Below are 15,768 nucleotides of genomic sequence, written 5' to 3'. Positions count from 1 at the left end.
GCCGGGCCGGCGGCTACAGTCGTGCGGTCAACGCCCCCGCTCGCCGAAAGTTTCCACCTTGCCCGCCAACGACTTGTGCCGCCTGCTGGAAGATCTGTGCCTGACCGCCTGGCCCGCCTTGAAGACCATCCATGACGACGGCTGGCTGCTCCGGTTTTCACGGGGACACTCCGGCCGGTCCAACTCGGTCACCTGCCTCGCGGCGGGCGTGCTGCCGGTGGCGGAAAAGGTGGACCGGGCGGAGGCGGCCTACATCCGCGAAGGCCTGCCCCCGCGTTTCCGCATCACGCCCCTGGCCCCGCCCGACCTGACGGCGGAACTGGATCGGCGCGGCTACCGTCGGCAGGAGGAGAACCTGGTGCAGGCGGCGGATATCGTTGCCGCCAGCTTGGCCGCGGCGGACGATGACTTGAGTTGGCGGGTGGAGGCGGCGCCGGCCCCTGACCTGCTGGCCGGCTACGCGGCGGCCTTGCCGCTGCCACCCCGGGAAGGGGAGCCCATGCGCCGCCTGCTGGACGCCATCGCCGTTCCCACCCTGTACGTCAGCGCCTGGGACGGTGAGCGCTACGCCGGCAGCGCGCTTGGAGTCGCCGATCGCGGCTGGCTGGGCGTCTACAAGGTGCTGGTGGCGCCGGAGCGGCGCGGCCGGGGCCTGTCGCGGCGCCTGATGACCCGCCTGCTGGCGGCGGGGGCGGACGCGGGTGCCGCCCGCGCCTATCTGCAGGTGGGCGGCGCCAACCAGCCGGCACTGGCGACGTACGCCCGCATGGGGTTCCAGACCGTTTATCGCTATCAATATCGCCAGCAAAATTAGTTGCATAGTTGATGCATGTCACGTCCGGAAGTAGATTGCCCCTATGGCAACCTACCGGGTGTGGCATGGTGACGATCAGGGGCGTCTTTGTGGGCTTGGCTTTGGTCCTGCTGGGGCCAGTCCTGGCGCAGGCGGAAGAGCCCACCATGGAGTCGTTGACCAGGATCGTTCAGACCCAGCTCTTTTCCGATGATTCGGCGGGGCGCGGCGGGCTGGTGGAAGTGCATGACGGCTACAAGTTCGTCCAATGTCGGCACCTGCCGCATCAGACGGCCATCATCTGCGAGGCGGCGGGAACCCGCGGGCAATCCTGGATGCGGCATGTCCTGACCAAGGAACGCAGGGCGGCCTTGAAGGAGCTGGGCTTCGCCGCCGACCGGCAGACGGGAAACTTCATCCGGCGATGGGACGCGCCACCCGAGCCCAAGCTGTTGATGGCCTTCATGGTTCATGCCCTGGATGTCGGTTATGGCAGCAGTGGCCAGGACACTGAAATGCAATATGGCTGGTTTGTCGCCGCCGAGTGCCCGGCGCGCGTCGCTTCCGGGAATCCATATGGCGGGGCTGTCGTGCTCCTCGGCACCAAGGTCAAGAACGTGGCGCAGGGGTGCCGTCTGGAGGCGCAGGATGAAGGGGATCAGAAGCCTTTGCCGCGACCGCCGGCCATGCCGGACGACGCGCCGGATGTCATCTCCCGGCAATACAAGGCCATCGCCGAGGCGGTGGACTGGGTGGCTGAAGGCACCGGGCCGGAGCATCACATCGCCATTTTTTCCTGGGGCGACTTTTATATTCAGTGCCTGAAGGCGGAGGATCCCTCGATGCAGTGCGAGGTGGTGTCCGCCGACATCAATCCCCGGCTCAAGCCCGTGCTGACACCGGCTGTCGGACGGCGGCTGAAGAAATTGGGGTTCCTCGAGCCCGGCTACTCCCTGAACTACGCTCAGGTCTTTCCCCTCAAGGCAGGCGCCGCCGGTGACGGCACCAAGGCCGTCGCGGAGACGCTGGCGCAGGCGGCGCTGACGGCGTTCGGCACCTATGCCTTCCTGCCGCTGCAGGTGGAGCGCCTCACCTCTAAACCCGCTCGTTAATGGCCCGCTCGTTAATGGTCAGACCGATCAAAGGGGATTTCAATGAAGGGCGTGATGATCGTCGTCGCGGGCCTGATGATGGCTTTTGCGATCACGTCGGAAGTTCGGGCGAAGGAAGCGCCTGAGCAGACATTGGCCAAGGCGGTCGCCGTCCTGGCGCATGCCGACCAGATGGATGGGCGCGGCGCCGCGGTGGAGGCGCACGACGGCGACCAGTTCGTGCAGTGCCGGCGGGCGCCTCATGAAACGGTCGTCACCTGCGAGGCGGCGGGTCCCCGGGGGCAGCCTTGGATGCGGCATGCCTTGACCAAGAGGCGGCGGGCGAACCTGAAGGAACTGGGCTACGCCCCCGACCGGAAGACCGGCAATTTCGTCGCGCGCCTGGACCCGTCGGAATGGCCCAACGACAAGCTGGCCGGTTTCATGGTCGCCACGCTGGTCGGTGGTTACGACGTGGGACTGGGGGATATCGAGACCGTGACCGGATCTTACCCGGCGGTGGCCTGCCCCCCGCGCAACCCCGCCGGCCGCGACTACGGCGGGGAGATCGCGTTCAACGACCGTTCCCAGAAGGATCTGCAGGAAGGTTGCGAAGTCGAGGGCGCGGACACCGAGGATGAGTCACAGCTGCCCGCGCCGTTGAAATCGATACCCATGGATGCCGGAAAGGCCGAGGCCCTGGCCAGGCAAAACATCAAGGAGATCAGTGATGCCTACATGTGGCTGCTGGGGGTGACCGGGCCCGGTCGCCGGGCCGTCACCTTCAATTGGGGCGAGTTTCATATCCAATGCAGTAAGACGAATGAGCCCGTGATCCCGTGCGAGATCGAGTCCGCGGAGGCCAATCCAGCCCTGCGCCGCGTGATCACGGCGGCGGTGGGCCGCAAGCTGAACAAAATGGGGTTCCGCGAGCCGGGCTATTCCATGAACTACATCGGGTGGTTCAGGTTGAACGACGGCAAACCCGAGAACTGGGCCTGGTCGACGATGCGGGCGGCGCTGACGGCTTTCGGCGGCTACGCCATCCAGCCGGTGACTGTGGAACGCCGCGCCACGAAGGGGGACACCTGAGCGTACGGGTTTTCTGAGCGGGAGAGATCAAGGAGCGGGTAGGTCTATGCCGGCCTCAATCGCCTTCGCCAGGGCCACCAGGCGATGGGCCTCGGCCACGTGCAGGGCTTCCACCAGGCGGCCGTCCACCAGCACCACGGCCTTGCCCTGGGCCATGGCCTCGGCATGGGCGGCGATGATGCGGCGGGCGTGGTCCAGGGATGCCGCGTCGGGGGCGAAGGCGGCGTTGGCGGCCGCCAGCTGTTTGGGATGGATCAAGGTCTTGCCGTCGAAGCCCAGTTCCACCCCCTGACGGCAGCTGGCCTCCAGGCCGGCGTCATCGTCCAGGTTCAGGTGCACGCCGTCCAGGATGGCCAGGTTGTGGGCACGGGCCGCCAGCAGGCACAGGCCTAGGGCCGTGATCATGGGCAGGCGCATGGGCGTGTGGTGGGCGTGCAACTCCTTGGCCAGATCCGAGGTGCCCAGCACCAGGCCGGCCAGGCGCGGGCTGGCCCCCGCCACCTCCCTGGCGTTCAGCATGCCCAGGGCGGTTTCCATCATGACCCACAGGGCCAGTTCCCGGGGTGCGCCATGGGCGGCCAGCAACCGGTCGGCCTGGCGCACCGCCTCGTCCGACTCCACCTTGGGGATCAGCACGCCGTCGGCGCCGGACCGGGCGGCGGCGGCCAAATCGGCATGGCCCCAGGGCGTGTCCAGGCCGTTGGTGCGGATCAGCACTTCACGCCGGCCGAAGCCGCCGGCGGCGATGGCGGCCAGCACCTGCCGGCGCGCCAGCTCCTTGGCGTCCGGCGCCACCGCGTCCTCCAGATCCAGGATCAGCACGTCGGCGTCCAGGTCGCGCGCCTTCTCCAGCGCGCGGGCGTTGGACCCCGGCATGTACAGGGCGGAGCGGCGGGGGCGGGCGGTCGGGGACATGGGAGGCGGCTCGTACAAGAAAGGGCGGTGGGAATGGGGCAGCATGACGCCAGCCTGTGATGGAGGCGACGGCTGGCGGCCTGCCATCCGTGGTAACAGGCTTCGCGTCCCTTTGTCCCGCGTCATGCGGCTTGCCCATAGGCTGCGGCGGGGCTACCCCTAGGACAGGCCGTCCGCTCCCGTCCCTGGGGCACGGTCCATTGCCACGAGGAGCCGTTCCCCGATGCTGTCGCGTACCCGCCGTCCGCCCGCCCTTTCCGCAATGCATCGTGGCGCCTTGCTGGGCGGCCTGCTGTGCCTGGCCGCCGGCGGCGCCTTGGCCCAAGCCGCTCCTCCGCCCCAGGAAGGCGCGCCCGGGGCGGGGGAGCCTGTGACCGCCAACCAGCCGCTGCTGCGCGACCCGCGCCTGGTGGGCAACGCCAAGGCGCCGCCGCGCGACGTGGAATGCGTGGTGGGCGCCGGCAGTCCCTGCGCCGGCCGGCTGGACTTCAATGACGGCCGCAGCTTCGGCTTCAAGATCAGCGGCCCGGGTGACGCCCTGTTCCGCAACATCGGCAACCGTCGCTGCACCCTGGAATACATCCTGACCGACAGCACGGTGGCCACGGCCGGCCGCACCATGGACCTGGCCGCCGGCGCCGCCACCACGCTGAAGGTGCGTGACGCCCAGGGCATGCATGTCCGCCTGTCGGCGCGCGGCATGGCTTCGCCCGTCTGCGAACTGGAAGTGACGGCCAAGCAGTCCTGAGAGGAGAAGCCCCAGGCGTTCCCAGTTGATCGCGCCGTCCCTGGCGGCGGCCTTTCTCACGGACTGGGGCGACAGGTCGGCGGGTTCACACGTCTGAAGGCACCCAGCCAATGAAAAAAGGGCGCCAACCTCGTCGAGGCGGCGCCCTTTTTGCTGGTCCGGAGACCAAACCCTATTTCTTGCCCAAGTGATCCTTGACCAGCCGCTCGGCGATCTGCACGGCGTTCAGGGCCGCACCCTTGCGCAGGTTGTCGGAGACCACCCACAGGTTCAGGCCGTTCTCCACCGTGAAGTCCTCGCGCAGGCGGCTGATGAACACCAGGTCATCGCCGGCCGCCTCCACCGGGGTGACATAGCCCTCGTCGGCCTGGTGGTCGATGAGGGAGACCCCCTTGGCCCGGCGCAAGGCGGCCCGGGCCTCGTCGGCGCTGATGGGGTTCTCGAACTCCACGTTGATCGCCTCGGAATGGGCGATGAACACGGGCACGCGCACGCAGGTGGCCGTCACCTTGATGGACGGGTCCAGGATCTTCTTGGTCTCCACCGTCATCTTCCACTCCTCCTTGGTGGTGCCGTCTTCCATGAAGACGTCGATGTGGGGGATGACGTTGAAGGCGATCTGCTTGGTGAACTGCTTCTTCTCGACGGGGTCGTTCACATAGATGGCGCGGGTCTGGGTGAACAGCTCGTCCATCGCCTCTTTCCCGGCGCCCGACACGGACTGGTAGGTCGACACCACCACGCGGCGGATGCGGGCCAGGTCGTGCAGGGGCTTCAGCGCCACCACCATCTGGATGGTGGAGCAGTTAGGGTTGGCGATGATGCCCTTCTTCTTGTAGCCCGCGATGGCCTCGGGGTTCACCTCCGGCACCACCAGGGGCACGTCCGGATCCATGCGGAAGTGGCTGGTGTTGTCGATGACCACGGCGCCGGCCGCGGCGGCCTTGGGCGCGAACTGGGCGGACACCTTGGCGCCAGCCGATGACAACACGATGTCGGTGCCGGTGAAGTCGAACTTGGCCAGATCCTGGACGCGGAGGTCATCGTCGCCAAAGCTGATTTCCGACCCGATGGAACGTTCCGACGCCAGGGCCACCACCTCGCTCACCGGAAATTCCCGTTCCGCCAGGATCTGCAGCATCTCGCGCCCGACATTGCCCGTGGCGCCCACGACGGCGACTTTATAGCCCATGGCCATGCTCCTCATATCTCTGGCGGGGACCAGGGGGCGGGCCGCTTGCGGGGGCGGGGCCCCCTCTGGTCTAATTCGGCGGAGACTTAAGGCGGGCCGGCGGGCTTTGCAAGCGCGCAGGCGTCAGTGCCGCCCCGCGCGGGCCCGCGCGTCCGGAGATTAGGCCCGAAGACAGGGAGGAAAGACCATGACGGTACACGAACCCCACATCGCCACCTATGACGCGTTCTGGCCCTTTTACCTGGGTGAACACGCCCTGCCGGCCACGCGGGCCTGGCACTTCGTTGGCACCGGCCTGGCGCTGCTGGCGCTGCTGGCCGGTGTGGTATCGGGCGACTGGCGCTTCTTCGCCGCCGCCCCCGTCTGCGGCTATCTCTTCGCCTGGATCAGCCACTTCTTCGTGGAGCACAACCGGCCGGCCACCTTCAGCTATCCGCTGTGGTCAATGGTCAGCGACTTCCGCATGTTCTTCCTGTTCGTGGCCGGGCGGCTGGGCCCCGAGCTGCGCCGCCACGGCATCGACCGCTGACGGCCCTTCACACAATCTTCCCCTCACTCCGGGCCCGCCACCAAAGGATAAGCCGCCTTGGCTCAGATCGTCGATACCATCGCCCAAGCCATCAAGCGCGCGGACAAGACCTTCTTTAACGAAAATTATACGAAGCAGGCCCAAGCTGTAGTCGACGGCTTGCGCAAGGCGGGCTTTGAGATCGTGCCGGTCAAACCGCCAGAAGTGCTGGTGGAGTACGCGGTGGAGAACATCCCTTTCGGCCGGTTACGCCCGTCAGAGTTGATTAGGGCACTATATGGCACAATGGTCGAGAATTGCCGCAAGTTCGTCTCGTGAAACGGTAAGTTTGTTGCGCGCTAAAGACGGTTTCTTTTTGTAAATACCGGGTGAATCCGCTTCTAAAAACTCCGGCGCCGGTGCAACAATGTAGTCAACGCACCTGCTCCTGGGGGCGATAGAGGTAAGTCGGGTGGCTAGGCCGCATGCATCCTGAACGCCAGTACCAGGACGGGTTTGAGTTCCGGCGGGCCACCCCGGCCGAGGTCATGGAGGCGGCCCGCAAGCATGAACGGCTGATCGAGGGGCGCATCGGTGGCGCCCGTTTCGCCTTCGTCCTGCACGACCTGCGCGGCGCCGTCCTGTCCACCCTGAACCTGACCGACGCGGATCTGACGGGCAGCCGCCTGGACCAGGCCCAACTGGTGGGCACGCGGCTGCGCAACGCGTCCCTCTTCGCCTGCGATTTCCGCCTCGCCTGCCTGCGCCAGGCCGACCTTTCGAAATCCGACCTGCGCGGGGTCAGCATGCGCGGCGCCGATTTGACCAAGGCCCGCATGCGCGAGGCGGACGTGCGCGAGGCGGTGCTGGCCGTCTATCGCGGCGGCAAGCCCCTGCCGGAAACCTTCGACGGCCGCATCCCGGACCTGACCTCGGCCATCGCCATCGGCGCCGACATGGCCGACAGCCGCATGAACGGCGCCTGGACCCTGAACGCCGATTTCACCGACGCCAACCTGGCGGGGGTGGATTTGCGAGGCGCCGACCTGCGGGGCGCCGTTTTCAAGGGCGCCAACATGCAGGGCGCCAACCTTTCGGAAAGCAAGCTGCACGGCACCTCCTTCGCCGGCGCGCTCTTGACCGACACCATCTTCACCGACGCCATTCTGGAAGACGCCAATTTCCGGGGCGCCATCATGGAATCCAGCCTGATCGGCCGGCTGCGCGGCAAGGGCGCCGTCCTGCCGGGCGAGGGGGGAGACCGTCCGGCCCGTGATGGAGGTGGTGGAGGACCATGCGACCTGGGTGGCCGCCGCTGGCCGCTCCGGCGCCCGCGCGGATCTGTCGGGCCGCGACCTGACCGGGCTGGTCCTTTCGGGGCGCAACCTGACGGCGGCCAAGATGGCCTACGCCGTGGCCCGCCGCCTGGTGCTGACGGGGTCGTCCCTGGTCATGGCCGATCTGGAATGCGTCGACTTGCAGGACGCGGTGCTGGTGGGCGTGGACGCCCGTGGCGCCAATTTCGAACGGGCCCACCTGAACGGCGCCGACTTGCAAAACGCCAACCTGGGCTTGCTGGAAAGTGCCGAGCAGCCGGACCCGCAAATGGCCGGCGCGCCTGACCCGGGCCCGCCTGCGGGGCGCCAACCTGCGGGGGGCCAACCTGCGCGGCGCCGTGCTGCGCGAAGCGGACCTGAGCGGTGCCGACATGCGCGACGCCCAGCTGGACGGCATCGTCCTGGACGGGGCCAACACGGGCCAGGTTCGATCCCGGTAGTTCGCCGTTCCCTCGGATGCCGGGCGTGGCCATCCGGTGGCTCGGCTCATCCCCGATCCAGGGGCCTCGGCCCCAAAATCCCCGGCGCCGGCGGTCGCAGGCTGCAACGGCGGGAAGGGCTGAAAGGACAAAGGCCCGGGGCGTCGCCGCTCCGGGCCTTTTCGGTTTGGGGCTGGTTTAACCGACCAGCTTGTCCAACTCGCGCAGGATGCTGTCGCCCATGACGCTGGTGGAGCAGCGGGCCATGCCTGGGGACATGATGTCGGCCGTGCGCATGCCGCCCTTCAGGACGTTCTGCACCGCCCGGTCCAGCAGGTCGGCTTCCTCGCCCCGGTCGAAGGAGTAGCGCAGCGCCATGCCGAAGCTCAGCAGCGAGGCGATGGGGTTGGCGACGTCGCGGCCGGCGATGTCGGGGGCGGAGCCGTGCACCGGCTCGTACAGGGCCTTGCGGCGGCCGCCGGCGTCAGCGGCACCCAGCGAGGCCGAGGGCAGCATGCCGATGGAACCGGTCAGCATGGCGGCCTCGTCCGACAGGATGTCGCCGAACAGGTTGTCAGTGACGATGACGTCGAACTGCTTCGGGTTGCGCACCAGCTGCATGGCGGCGGCGTCGGCCAGCATGTGGCTCAGTTCCACATCCTTGTACTCCGCCGTGTGCAGGGCCGTGACCTCCTGGTTCCACAGCAGGCCGGATTCCATGACGTTGCGCTTTTCGCAGGAGCAGACCTTGTTGCCGCGCTTGCGCGCCAGCTCGAAGGCCACGCGGGCCACGCGGTGGATTTCCGGGGTGGTGTAGACCTGGGTGTTCACGCCCCGGCGGACGCCGTTGCCCAGATCCTCGATGCCGCGCGGCTCACCGAAATAGACGCCGCCCGTCAGTTCGCGGACGATCATGATGTCCAGGCCGCGCACCACCTCGGGCTTCAGGGTCGAGGCGTCGACCAGGGCGTCGAACACCACGGCCGGGCGCAGGTTGGCGAACAGCTCCATCTCCTTGCGCAGGCGCAGCAGGCCCGCCTCGGGACGTTTGTCGAAGCTGACGCCATCCCACTTCGGGCCGCCCACGGCGCCCAGCAGCACGGCGTCGGCGGCCAGGGCCTGGGCCATGGTCTCGTCGGACAGGGGCACGCCGTGGGCGTCGATGGCGCAGCCGCCGACCAGCCCTTCCGACACGGTGAACTCCAGGCCGCGGCGACGGGCCATCCAGTCGATGACACGGCGGACCTGGCGCATGACTTCCGGCCCGATACCGTCGCCCGGCAGCATGAGAAGAGAGTAAGCGGCCATGGATGAACCCTTTTTGTCGGATGGGGCGGCGTCGCCGCGGCTGCCGGGTTCCCTTTCAGGATTGGGCCGGCGGCCGGCCGTGTATGCGGCCTTCGGATATTGGTTAGCGAAAATACGGGTGGGCCGGCATCCTGCCAACCCCCCGTTTCAACCGGAGACCACGCCAAGGCGTCGGGCCTCCCGCCGTCACAGGATGATCACGAGGGCGTTCAGCGCGCCCAGCGCCAGGGCTGGCCCGTCTGCTGCTGCGCCTCGAACGCGTCGATGGCGCTGACTTGCTGCAGGGTCAGGCCGATATCGTCCAGGCCGTTCAGCAGGCAGTGGCGGCGGAACGGCTCCACATCGAAGCCCACGCTCTCACCATCCGGGGTGGTGATCGTCTGCTTTTCCAGATCGACGGTGAAGGTGGCGTTGGCGCCCTTCTCCGCCTCGCCCATCAGCCGGTCCACCACGTCCTGCGGCAGGGCGATGGGCAGGATGCCGTTCTTGAAGCAGTTGTTGAAGAAGATGTCGGCGAAGCTGGGGGCGATGACGCAGCGGATGCCGTAGTCCAGCAGGGCCCAGGGCGCATGCTCGCGGGATGAGCCGCAGCCGAAGTTGTCGCCCGCCACCAGGATGCTGGCCTTGCGGTAGGCCGGCTGGTTCAGGATGAAGTCCGCCCGGTCGCTGCCGTCCTCGTTGAAACGGAGGGAGGAGAAAAGCCCGCTGCCCAGACCGGTGCGCTTGATGGTCTTCAGGTACCGCGCCGGAATGATCATGTCCGTGTCGATGTTCTGGATCGGCAGGGGGGCGGCGACGCCGGTCAGGATGGTGAACTTGTCCATGGGCTCTCGTCCGGTGACTACAATACGGGAATACGGGTGACGCTGTCCCTTTCTGCCACAAGGCGGATGAGGCCAACAACCACCCGCGATGACGCGTTAACGCGCGACAGCCCCCACCGAAACGCAAGGGAAGTACGGCAATGGGTCGATTTGCGAACTTATATTGCGCCTGCATGCCGTGGGAACCGGGGCGCTTCGGTGCCAGGGCCGGGCGGCGCAGGGGTGCGTTGATAGCCGGCCGGTTGCTGGCCACGGGCAGTTTCGCTATGAGGAACCGCCCCTTGTCCCAGCAATCCGGTGGTCCCCATGTCTGAAGGCCCCCATGTCTGAAGGCCCATTGTCCGTCTACCGCGCCCGGCGCGGCACCGGCACGCTGAAGGACGACCCCGCCCAGGAACTGGCGGCGGAAAAGCTGCAGAGCCTGTACCAGGCGTTGCGGGATTACCGCCCGGCCCAGGGCCAGTCCGGCTGGCGCGCCCGCTTCGGCCTGGCGCGGCGGCCGGACCCCGCGCCCCAGGGCCTGTACATCTACGGCGACGTGGGCCGGGGCAAGTCCATGCTGATGGATCTGTTCTATGAGACGGCGCCCGTGTTGCGCCGCCGCCGCGTCCATTTCCACGCCTTCATGCAGGAGGTGCATCAATCCCTGCACAGCCTGCGGCAGCGTCCTGACCTGCGCCGGAACGGGGCGGATGAGTTGCTGCCGGAACTGGCGCGCACCATCGCCGACCAGGCCTGGCTGCTGTGTTTCGACGAATTCCATGTCACCGACATCGCCGACGCCATGATCCTGGGCCGGCTGTTCACCCACCTGTTCGACCTGGGCGTGGTGGTGGTGGCGACCAGCAACTGGGCGCCGAACGACCTGTACAAGGACGGCCTGCAGCGCGACCTGTTCCTGCCCTTCATCGCCCTCTTGAAGGAAAAGCTGGACGTGCTGCATCTGGAGGGGGCGCGCGACTACCGTCTGGCCCGCATCCGCGGCCGCCAGGTCTATTTCGACCCGCTGGGCCCGGCCGCGACGGCGGCGCTGGAGAAGACCTTCGGGGAGCTGACGGACGCCCAGCCCACCGCCACCCACCTGATGGTGCAGGGGCGCAAGCTGCCGGTGCCGCGCCAGGCCAAGGGTGTCGCCTGGTTCACCTTTGACGAGCTGTGCCGCCAACCGCTGGGCCCCGGCGATTATCTGGCCATCGCCACGCACTATCACACCGTGCTGCTGGACGGCGTGCCCATGCTGGACCCGTCCTTGCGCAATGAGGCCAAGCGCCTGATGACCTTCATCGACGCCCTCTATGAGCACAAGGTGCACCTGATCATGGCGGCCGAGGCCGCCCCCGGGCAGCTCTACCCCGAGGGCCAGCACGCCTTCGAATTCCAGCGCACCGTCAGCCGCCTCATGGAAATGCAGTCAGAGGATTATCTGGCGGCTGGGCATCTCACTTAAGGGCGATCCACCGGATCTGACGGTTCCCCGACCGACATGGTAAGGTGGGCTTCCACCCCGTGATCCAGCCGGAGGCAGCTTGTGTCGCCGTCCAAGCCGTCCATCGACTATGAGACCGCCAAGACGGTGGCCACCGGGGGCGATGTGGCGGCGCGCGTGGCCTTGGCCAACAACCCCGACACCCGGCCCGAACTCCTCTATTACCTGGCCGATGATGATGACGAGCGGGTGCGCGGCGCCGTCGTGACCAACGCCATGACGCCGGTGCGCGCCTTCGGCCGCCTGGCCCGCGACCCCAGCGACCGGGTGCGGGCGCTGCTGGCGGACAAACTGACCCGCCTGTTGCCCGACCTTTCCCGGCCCGAGGTGGGGGCGGTGCGCGACGTCGCTTTCGCCGCCCTGGAACTGCTGGCCGCCGACCAGGTCATCCGCGTACGCACGGCGCTGTCCAGCGCGCTGGCCGACGTGGAATGCGCCCCGCCCAAGCTGGCCGTCACCCTGGCCCGCGACGTGGCCAGCGACGTGGCGGGCCCGGTGCTGCGCTGGTGCATGGCCCTGTCGGACGAGGAACTGCTGGATATCCTGTCCCGCCGGCCCGAGCCATGGGTGGTGGAGGCGGTGGCCGGCCGGCGCACCGTGTCCCGGCCGGTGGGCGACGCCGTGGTGGCGATGGGCGACCACGGCTCCTGGGCCACCCTTGCCGGCAACCCCGGCGCCGACCTGTCGCCCAAGGCCCGCCGCCTGCTGGCGGAGCGGGGCCACATGCCCATTGGCGGCGTGCCCCCTGAAGAGGTACCTGATCCAAATGCGCCGCCACCCCCGCCCGCCGGCCCGGCGGAGGTGTCGCAGCGCCTGGCCAGCGCGGTGGAGGATGCCCTGCGCGACGGCCTAGCGGGGCAGGGGCTGGACAAGGCGGGGGTGGAGGCGGTGGTGGCCGCCGCCTCCCGTCGGCTGGACTGGGCGGCCGGCTACGGCAAGCCGGAGGGCGCGGGGGACAAGGCGGCGCGCTTGGCGGCCTCCGGCGGCCTGAACGAAGATGTGGTGTGCGACGCCCTCAGCTGGGGCGATCGCGACTTCGCCCAAGCGGCGGTGGCGCTGATGGCGCGGGTGCCGGTGGACGCCGTGCGCCGCATCCTGGCGACGCAAAGCCCCAAGGCGGTGACGGCGCTGGCCTGGCGGGCGGGCTTTTCCATGCGCGGCGCCCGCACCCTGCAGGCTCGGGGCGCTGGAATCGCCCCGCGCAAGCTGCTGAACGCGCGGCTGGGTACGGACTACCCCATGACCGACGTCGAGATGCACTGGCACCTGGAGCTGTTCGATATCGCGCCGAAGTGATTGCCGCAGGCCGCCCGCCGCGACGGGGGCCCCGGCGGTGCGCCGCAGCAAGCTGCACCTGGGGTTGGCGATCGTGCGCCCGGCCCTTGGTTCCGAACCATACCTTTTGCAGGGAGCCTGCCATGGGCGACGCGCGCGCCTGATCGTGTACGGGGCGCCTTGCCCGGCAGGCGGATTCAGGCTAATCAGCCCGCCTGCGGGTTCCCTCGTTCCTCGGGCCCCGAAGGCCGGGCGCCTGGGCGCCTGGGACCCCCGCACGGCGAATTTCCGGGACTTCCGCCCGACGCCTTCAGCCCTGGGCGGCGCGGTCCCCTGTTTCGTTAGCGCCTTATTGTTGAACCCAAATTCGCAACCCAAAGTTCGAGGAACCCAACCATGGCACGCAAGAAGATCGCGCTGGTCGGCGCCGGCCAGATCGGCGGCACCCTGGCCCTGTTGGCCGGCCTGAAGGAGCTTGGCGACATCGTCCTGTTCGACATCCCTGATTTCGAGGGTGTCGCCAAGGGCAAGGCGCTGGACATCGCCGAAGCCGCCCCCGTGGAAGGGTTCGACAGCACCCTGACCGGTGCTTCCGACTATGCCGGCATCGCCGGCGCCGACGTGGTGATCGTCACCGCCGGCGTGCCGCGCAAGCCGGGCATGAGCCGCGACGACCTGGTTGGCATCAACGCCAAGGTGATCAAGAGCGTCGGCGCGGGCATCAAGGAGCATGCTCCGGACGCCTTCGTCATCGTCATCACCAACCCGCTGGACGCCATGGTCGGCCTGATGCAGCAGGTCACCGGCTTCGACCCCGCCAAGGTGGTGGGCATGGCCGGCGTGCTGGACAGCGCCCGCTTCCGCCATTTCCTGGCTGACGAGTTCAAGGTCTCGGTCGAGGACGTCACCGCCTTCGTGCTGGGCGGCCACGGCGACACCATGGTTCCCTCCGTCCGCTACTCCACCGTCGCCGGCATCCCGCTGCCCGACCTGGTGAAGATGGGCTGGACCACACAGGAGAAGCTGGACCAGATCGTGCAGCGCACCCGTGACGGTGGTGCGGAGATCGTCGGCCTGCTGAAGACCGGTTCCGCCTTCTACGCCCCGGCCGCCTCCGCCATTGCCATGGCCGAGAGCTTCCTGAAGGACAAGAAGCGCGTGCTGCCCTGCGCCGCCAAGCTGACCGGCCAGTACGGCGTGGACGGCCTGTACATCGGCGTGCCGGTGATCATCGGCGCCGGCGGCGTCGAGAAGATCATCGAGATCGAGCTGAACGCCGAGGAGAAGGCCAACTTCGAGAAGTCCGTCGCCGCCGTGCAGCAGCTGGTCGAAGTCACCGCCAAGGTCGCCGGCTGATCGTTCGGGTTCCGGTATGACGGTGTGGATGGCCCCGCCCGCCTCTCGCAGGCGGGGCCATTTGGCAAAGAGATACCGGAATAGCGTCCGCAGCCATCCTTCCGTCACTTTACGCGGTTGATCGCCCCGGCATTGCTCTCTACAGTGCCCGCGGCGCGGGGTTGGCCCCGCGATCGGCCGCAATCATGCGAGGCCGTTTCCCAACCGGAAGCGGGCGATCCCCGAATGAACATTCATGAATACCAGGCCAAGGGCCTGCTGAAGAAATACGGCGTGGCGGTTCCCCGCGGCGGCGTTGCCTATACCCCCGAAGAGGCCAAGACCGTGGCCACGGACCTGGGCGGCCCCGTGTGGGTCGTGAAGTCCCAGATCCACGCCGGCGGCCGTGGCGCCGGGCGGTTCAAGGAGAACCCCGAGGGCAAGGGCGGCGTCCGCGTCGTGAAGTCGATCGACGACGTCGTGTCCAACGCCAAGGAAATGCTGGGCCACACGCTGGTGACCAAGCAGACCGGTCCGGAAGGCAAGGAGGTCAAGCGCCTCTATGTCGAGGAAGGCTGCGACATCAAGCGCGAGCTGTACCTGTCCCTGCTGCTGGACCGCGCCACCTCCCGCGTGACCGTGATCGCCTCGACCGAGGGCGGCATGGAAATCGAGGAAGTGGCCCACAGCCACCCCGAGAAGATCGTCAAGGTCGCCATCGACCCGGTCGGCGGCCTGCAGGGCTACCACGCCCGCCAGATCGCCTTCGGCCTGAAGCTGGAAGGCAAGCAGGTCGGCGCCGCCGTGAAGTTCCTGTCCGCCATGTACAAGGCGTTCGTGGAACTGGACGCCTCGCAGGTCGAGATCAACCCGCTGGTCGTGACCGGCGCCGGTGACATCATCGCCCTCGACGCCAAGATGAACTTCGACGACAACGCCCTCTACCGTCACAAGGACATCGAAGAGCTCCGTGACGAGAGCGAGGAAGAGGCGTCGGAGACCGAGGCCACGAAGCACGGCCTGAACTATGTGAAGCTGGATGGCAACATCGGCTGCATGGTGAACGGTGCCGGCCTGGCCATGGCCACCATGGACATCATCAAGTTGTACGGCGGCGAGCCGGCCAACTTCCTGGACGTGGGCGGCGGCGCCACCCGTGAGCGCGTGACCACCGCGTTCAAGCTCATCCTGTCCGATCCGAATGTCGAAGGCATTCTGGTCAACATCTTCGGCGGCATCATGCGCTGCGACGTCATCGCCGAGGGCGTGGTGGCGGCGGCCCGTGAGGTCAGCCTGCATGTTCCGCTGGTCGTCCGCCTGGAAGGCACCAACGTCGAGCTGGGCAAGAAGATCCTGGCCGAGTCCGGCCTGCCGATCCTGTCCGCCGACAACCTGGCCGACGCCGCTGAAAAGATCGTCAAGGCCGTGAAGGAGGCCGCGTAATC

The 15,768-nt window shown here is 67.8% G+C and carries 15 protein-coding genes and 2 pseudogenes; 13 read left to right on the top strand and 4 right to left on the bottom strand.

Features of this window, described 5'->3' with window-relative positions; all coding sequences use genetic code 11:
• Nucleotides 1–58: 58 nt before the first annotated feature.
• From UAA55_RS27180 to UAA55_RS27170, 3 genes are all read left to right on the top strand, one after another.
• Nucleotides 59–814 carry a GNAT family N-acetyltransferase gene (locus UAA55_RS27180; protein ID WP_322956751.1) on the top strand — a complete coding sequence of 252 codons (756 nt, stop codon included), beginning with the start codon at nt 59–61 and terminating at the stop codon, nt 812–814.
• Nucleotides 815–879: 65 nt separating this feature from the next.
• The gene (locus tag UAA55_RS27175) at nt 880–1,905 is read left to right on the top strand and encodes a hypothetical protein (RefSeq protein ID WP_322956750.1); all 1,026 of its coding nucleotides are present in this window, start codon (nt 880–882) and stop codon (nt 1,903–1,905) included.
• 54 nt (nt 1,906–1,959) lie between these two features.
• Complete coding sequence (locus UAA55_RS27170) at nt 1,960–2,976, top strand: hypothetical protein (protein ID WP_322956749.1); 1,017 nt, start codon at nt 1,960–1,962, stop codon at nt 2,974–2,976.
• A 27-nt stretch (nt 2,977–3,003) separates the two neighbouring features.
• On the opposite strand, the gene UAA55_RS27165 is transcribed toward UAA55_RS27170, so the two are convergent.
• The gene (locus UAA55_RS27165; protein WP_322956748.1) at nt 3,004–3,891 is read right to left on the bottom strand and encodes an HpcH/HpaI aldolase/citrate lyase family protein; all 888 of its coding nucleotides are present in this window, start codon (nt 3,889–3,891) and stop codon (nt 3,004–3,006) included.
• A gap of 223 nt (nt 3,892–4,114) precedes the next feature.
• Here UAA55_RS27165 and UAA55_RS27160 point away from each other — a divergent pair, with 223 nt between their 5' ends.
• Entirely contained in the window at nt 4,115–4,639 is a 525-nt protein-coding gene (locus tag UAA55_RS27160) for a hypothetical protein (RefSeq protein ID WP_322956747.1), read from the top strand.
• A gap of 172 nt (nt 4,640–4,811) precedes the next feature.
• Here the strand turns inward: UAA55_RS27160 and UAA55_RS27155 are convergent, their stop codons facing one another.
• Nucleotides 4,812–5,831, bottom strand: coding sequence for an aspartate-semialdehyde dehydrogenase (locus UAA55_RS27155; protein ID WP_322956746.1), 1,020 nt, complete (start codon nt 5,829–5,831; stop codon nt 4,812–4,814).
• 187 nt (nt 5,832–6,018) lie between these two features.
• Here UAA55_RS27155 and UAA55_RS27150 point away from each other — a divergent pair, with 187 nt between their 5' ends.
• From UAA55_RS27150 to UAA55_RS27135, 5 genes and pseudogenes are all read left to right on the top strand, one after another.
• On the top strand, nt 6,019–6,360 hold the full coding sequence (locus UAA55_RS27150; RefSeq protein WP_322956745.1) for an Mpo1-like protein: 342 nt from the start codon (nt 6,019–6,021) through the stop codon (nt 6,358–6,360).
• 57 nt (nt 6,361–6,417) lie between these two features.
• A complete protein-coding gene (locus tag UAA55_RS27145; RefSeq protein ID WP_040844662.1) occupies nt 6,418–6,678 on the top strand; it encodes a hypothetical protein in 261 nt (86 codons plus the stop codon).
• Nucleotides 6,679–6,824: 146 nt separating this feature from the next.
• Nucleotides 6,825–7,526, top strand: a pseudogene (locus UAA55_RS31435) (pentapeptide repeat-containing protein); the annotation flags it as partial.
• 88 nt (nt 7,527–7,614) lie between these two features.
• Nucleotides 7,615–7,854 (top strand): annotated as a pseudogene (locus tag UAA55_RS31430) (pentapeptide repeat-containing protein); the annotation flags it as partial.
• Between the two features lie 67 nt (nt 7,855–7,921).
• Nucleotides 7,922–8,116 carry a pentapeptide repeat-containing protein gene (locus tag UAA55_RS27135; protein WP_322956743.1) on the top strand — a complete coding sequence of 65 codons (195 nt, stop codon included), beginning with the start codon at nt 7,922–7,924 and terminating at the stop codon, nt 8,114–8,116.
• Between the two features lie 177 nt (nt 8,117–8,293).
• On the opposite strand, the gene leuB is transcribed toward UAA55_RS27135, so the two are convergent.
• Nucleotides 8,294–9,403, bottom strand: coding sequence for a 3-isopropylmalate dehydrogenase (gene leuB / locus UAA55_RS27130; protein ID WP_322956742.1), 1,110 nt, complete (start codon nt 9,401–9,403; stop codon nt 8,294–8,296).
• A gap of 209 nt (nt 9,404–9,612) precedes the next feature.
• Nucleotides 9,613–10,227 carry a 3-isopropylmalate dehydratase small subunit gene (leuD, locus tag UAA55_RS27125; protein ID WP_322956741.1) on the bottom strand — a complete coding sequence of 205 codons (615 nt, stop codon included), beginning with the start codon at nt 10,225–10,227 and terminating at the stop codon, nt 9,613–9,615.
• A gap of 322 nt (nt 10,228–10,549) precedes the next feature.
• On the opposite strand from leuD, the gene zapE reads away from it, so the two are divergent.
• The 4 genes from zapE to sucC all read left to right on the top strand — a co-directional run bounded on the left by zapE (nt 10,550) and on the right by sucC (nt 15,766).
• Nucleotides 10,550–11,674 (top strand): cell division protein ZapE, encoded by a 1,125-nt coding sequence (zapE, locus tag UAA55_RS27120; protein WP_322956739.1) that lies wholly within the window; start codon nt 10,550–10,552, stop codon nt 11,672–11,674.
• Between the two features lie 81 nt (nt 11,675–11,755).
• Complete coding sequence (locus UAA55_RS27115) at nt 11,756–13,009, top strand: DUF2336 domain-containing protein (protein ID WP_322956737.1); 1,254 nt, start codon at nt 11,756–11,758, stop codon at nt 13,007–13,009.
• Between the two features lie 375 nt (nt 13,010–13,384).
• On the top strand, nt 13,385–14,344 hold the full coding sequence (gene mdh / locus UAA55_RS27110) for a malate dehydrogenase (RefSeq protein ID WP_088871985.1): 960 nt from the start codon (nt 13,385–13,387) through the stop codon (nt 14,342–14,344).
• Between the two features lie 225 nt (nt 14,345–14,569).
• Nucleotides 14,570–15,766: an ADP-forming succinate--CoA ligase subunit beta gene (gene sucC, locus UAA55_RS27105; RefSeq protein ID WP_322956736.1), complete on the top strand. Its 1,197-nt coding sequence runs from the start codon at nt 14,570–14,572 to the stop codon at nt 15,764–15,766.
• Nucleotides 15,767–15,768: the final 2 nt, after the last annotated feature.

Origin of the sequence: Nitrospirillum guanabarense, from assembly GCF_034653355.1 — a bacterium.
GTDB lineage: Bacteria > Pseudomonadota > Alphaproteobacteria > Azospirillales > Azospirillaceae > Nitrospirillum.
The sequence above is the reverse complement of the archived record's forward strand: the minus strand, read 5'-3'. Positions and strand labels throughout refer to the sequence as shown.

Coding starts and splice junctions, on each gene's coding strand:
- UAA55_RS27175 (WP_322956750.1), top strand. CDS start 880: ATGGTGACGATCAGGGGCGTCTTTGTGGGCTTGGCTTTGGTCCTGCTG.
- UAA55_RS27170 (WP_322956749.1), top strand. CDS start 1,960: ATGATCGTCGTCGCGGGCCTGATGATGGCTTTTGCGATCACGTCGGAA.
- UAA55_RS27165 (WP_322956748.1), bottom strand. CDS start 3,891: ATGTCCCCGACCGCCCGCCCCCGCCGCTCCGCCCTGTACATGCCGGGG.
- UAA55_RS27160 (WP_322956747.1), top strand. CDS start 4,115: ATGCTGTCGCGTACCCGCCGTCCGCCCGCCCTTTCCGCAATGCATCGT.
- UAA55_RS27155 (WP_322956746.1), bottom strand. CDS start 5,831: ATGGGCTATAAAGTCGCCGTCGTGGGCGCCACGGGCAATGTCGGGCGC.
- UAA55_RS27150 (WP_322956745.1), top strand. CDS start 6,019: ATGACGGTACACGAACCCCACATCGCCACCTATGACGCGTTCTGGCCC.
- leuB (WP_322956742.1), bottom strand. CDS start 9,403: ATGGCCGCTTACTCTCTTCTCATGCTGCCGGGCGACGGTATCGGGCCG.
- leuD (WP_322956741.1), bottom strand. CDS start 10,227: ATGGACAAGTTCACCATCCTGACCGGCGTCGCCGCCCCCCTGCCGATC.
- zapE (WP_322956739.1), top strand. CDS start 10,550: ATGTCTGAAGGCCCATTGTCCGTCTACCGCGCCCGGCGCGGCACCGGC.
- mdh (WP_088871985.1), top strand. CDS start 13,385: ATGGCACGCAAGAAGATCGCGCTGGTCGGCGCCGGCCAGATCGGCGGC.
- sucC (WP_322956736.1), top strand. CDS start 14,570: ATGAACATTCATGAATACCAGGCCAAGGGCCTGCTGAAGAAATACGGC.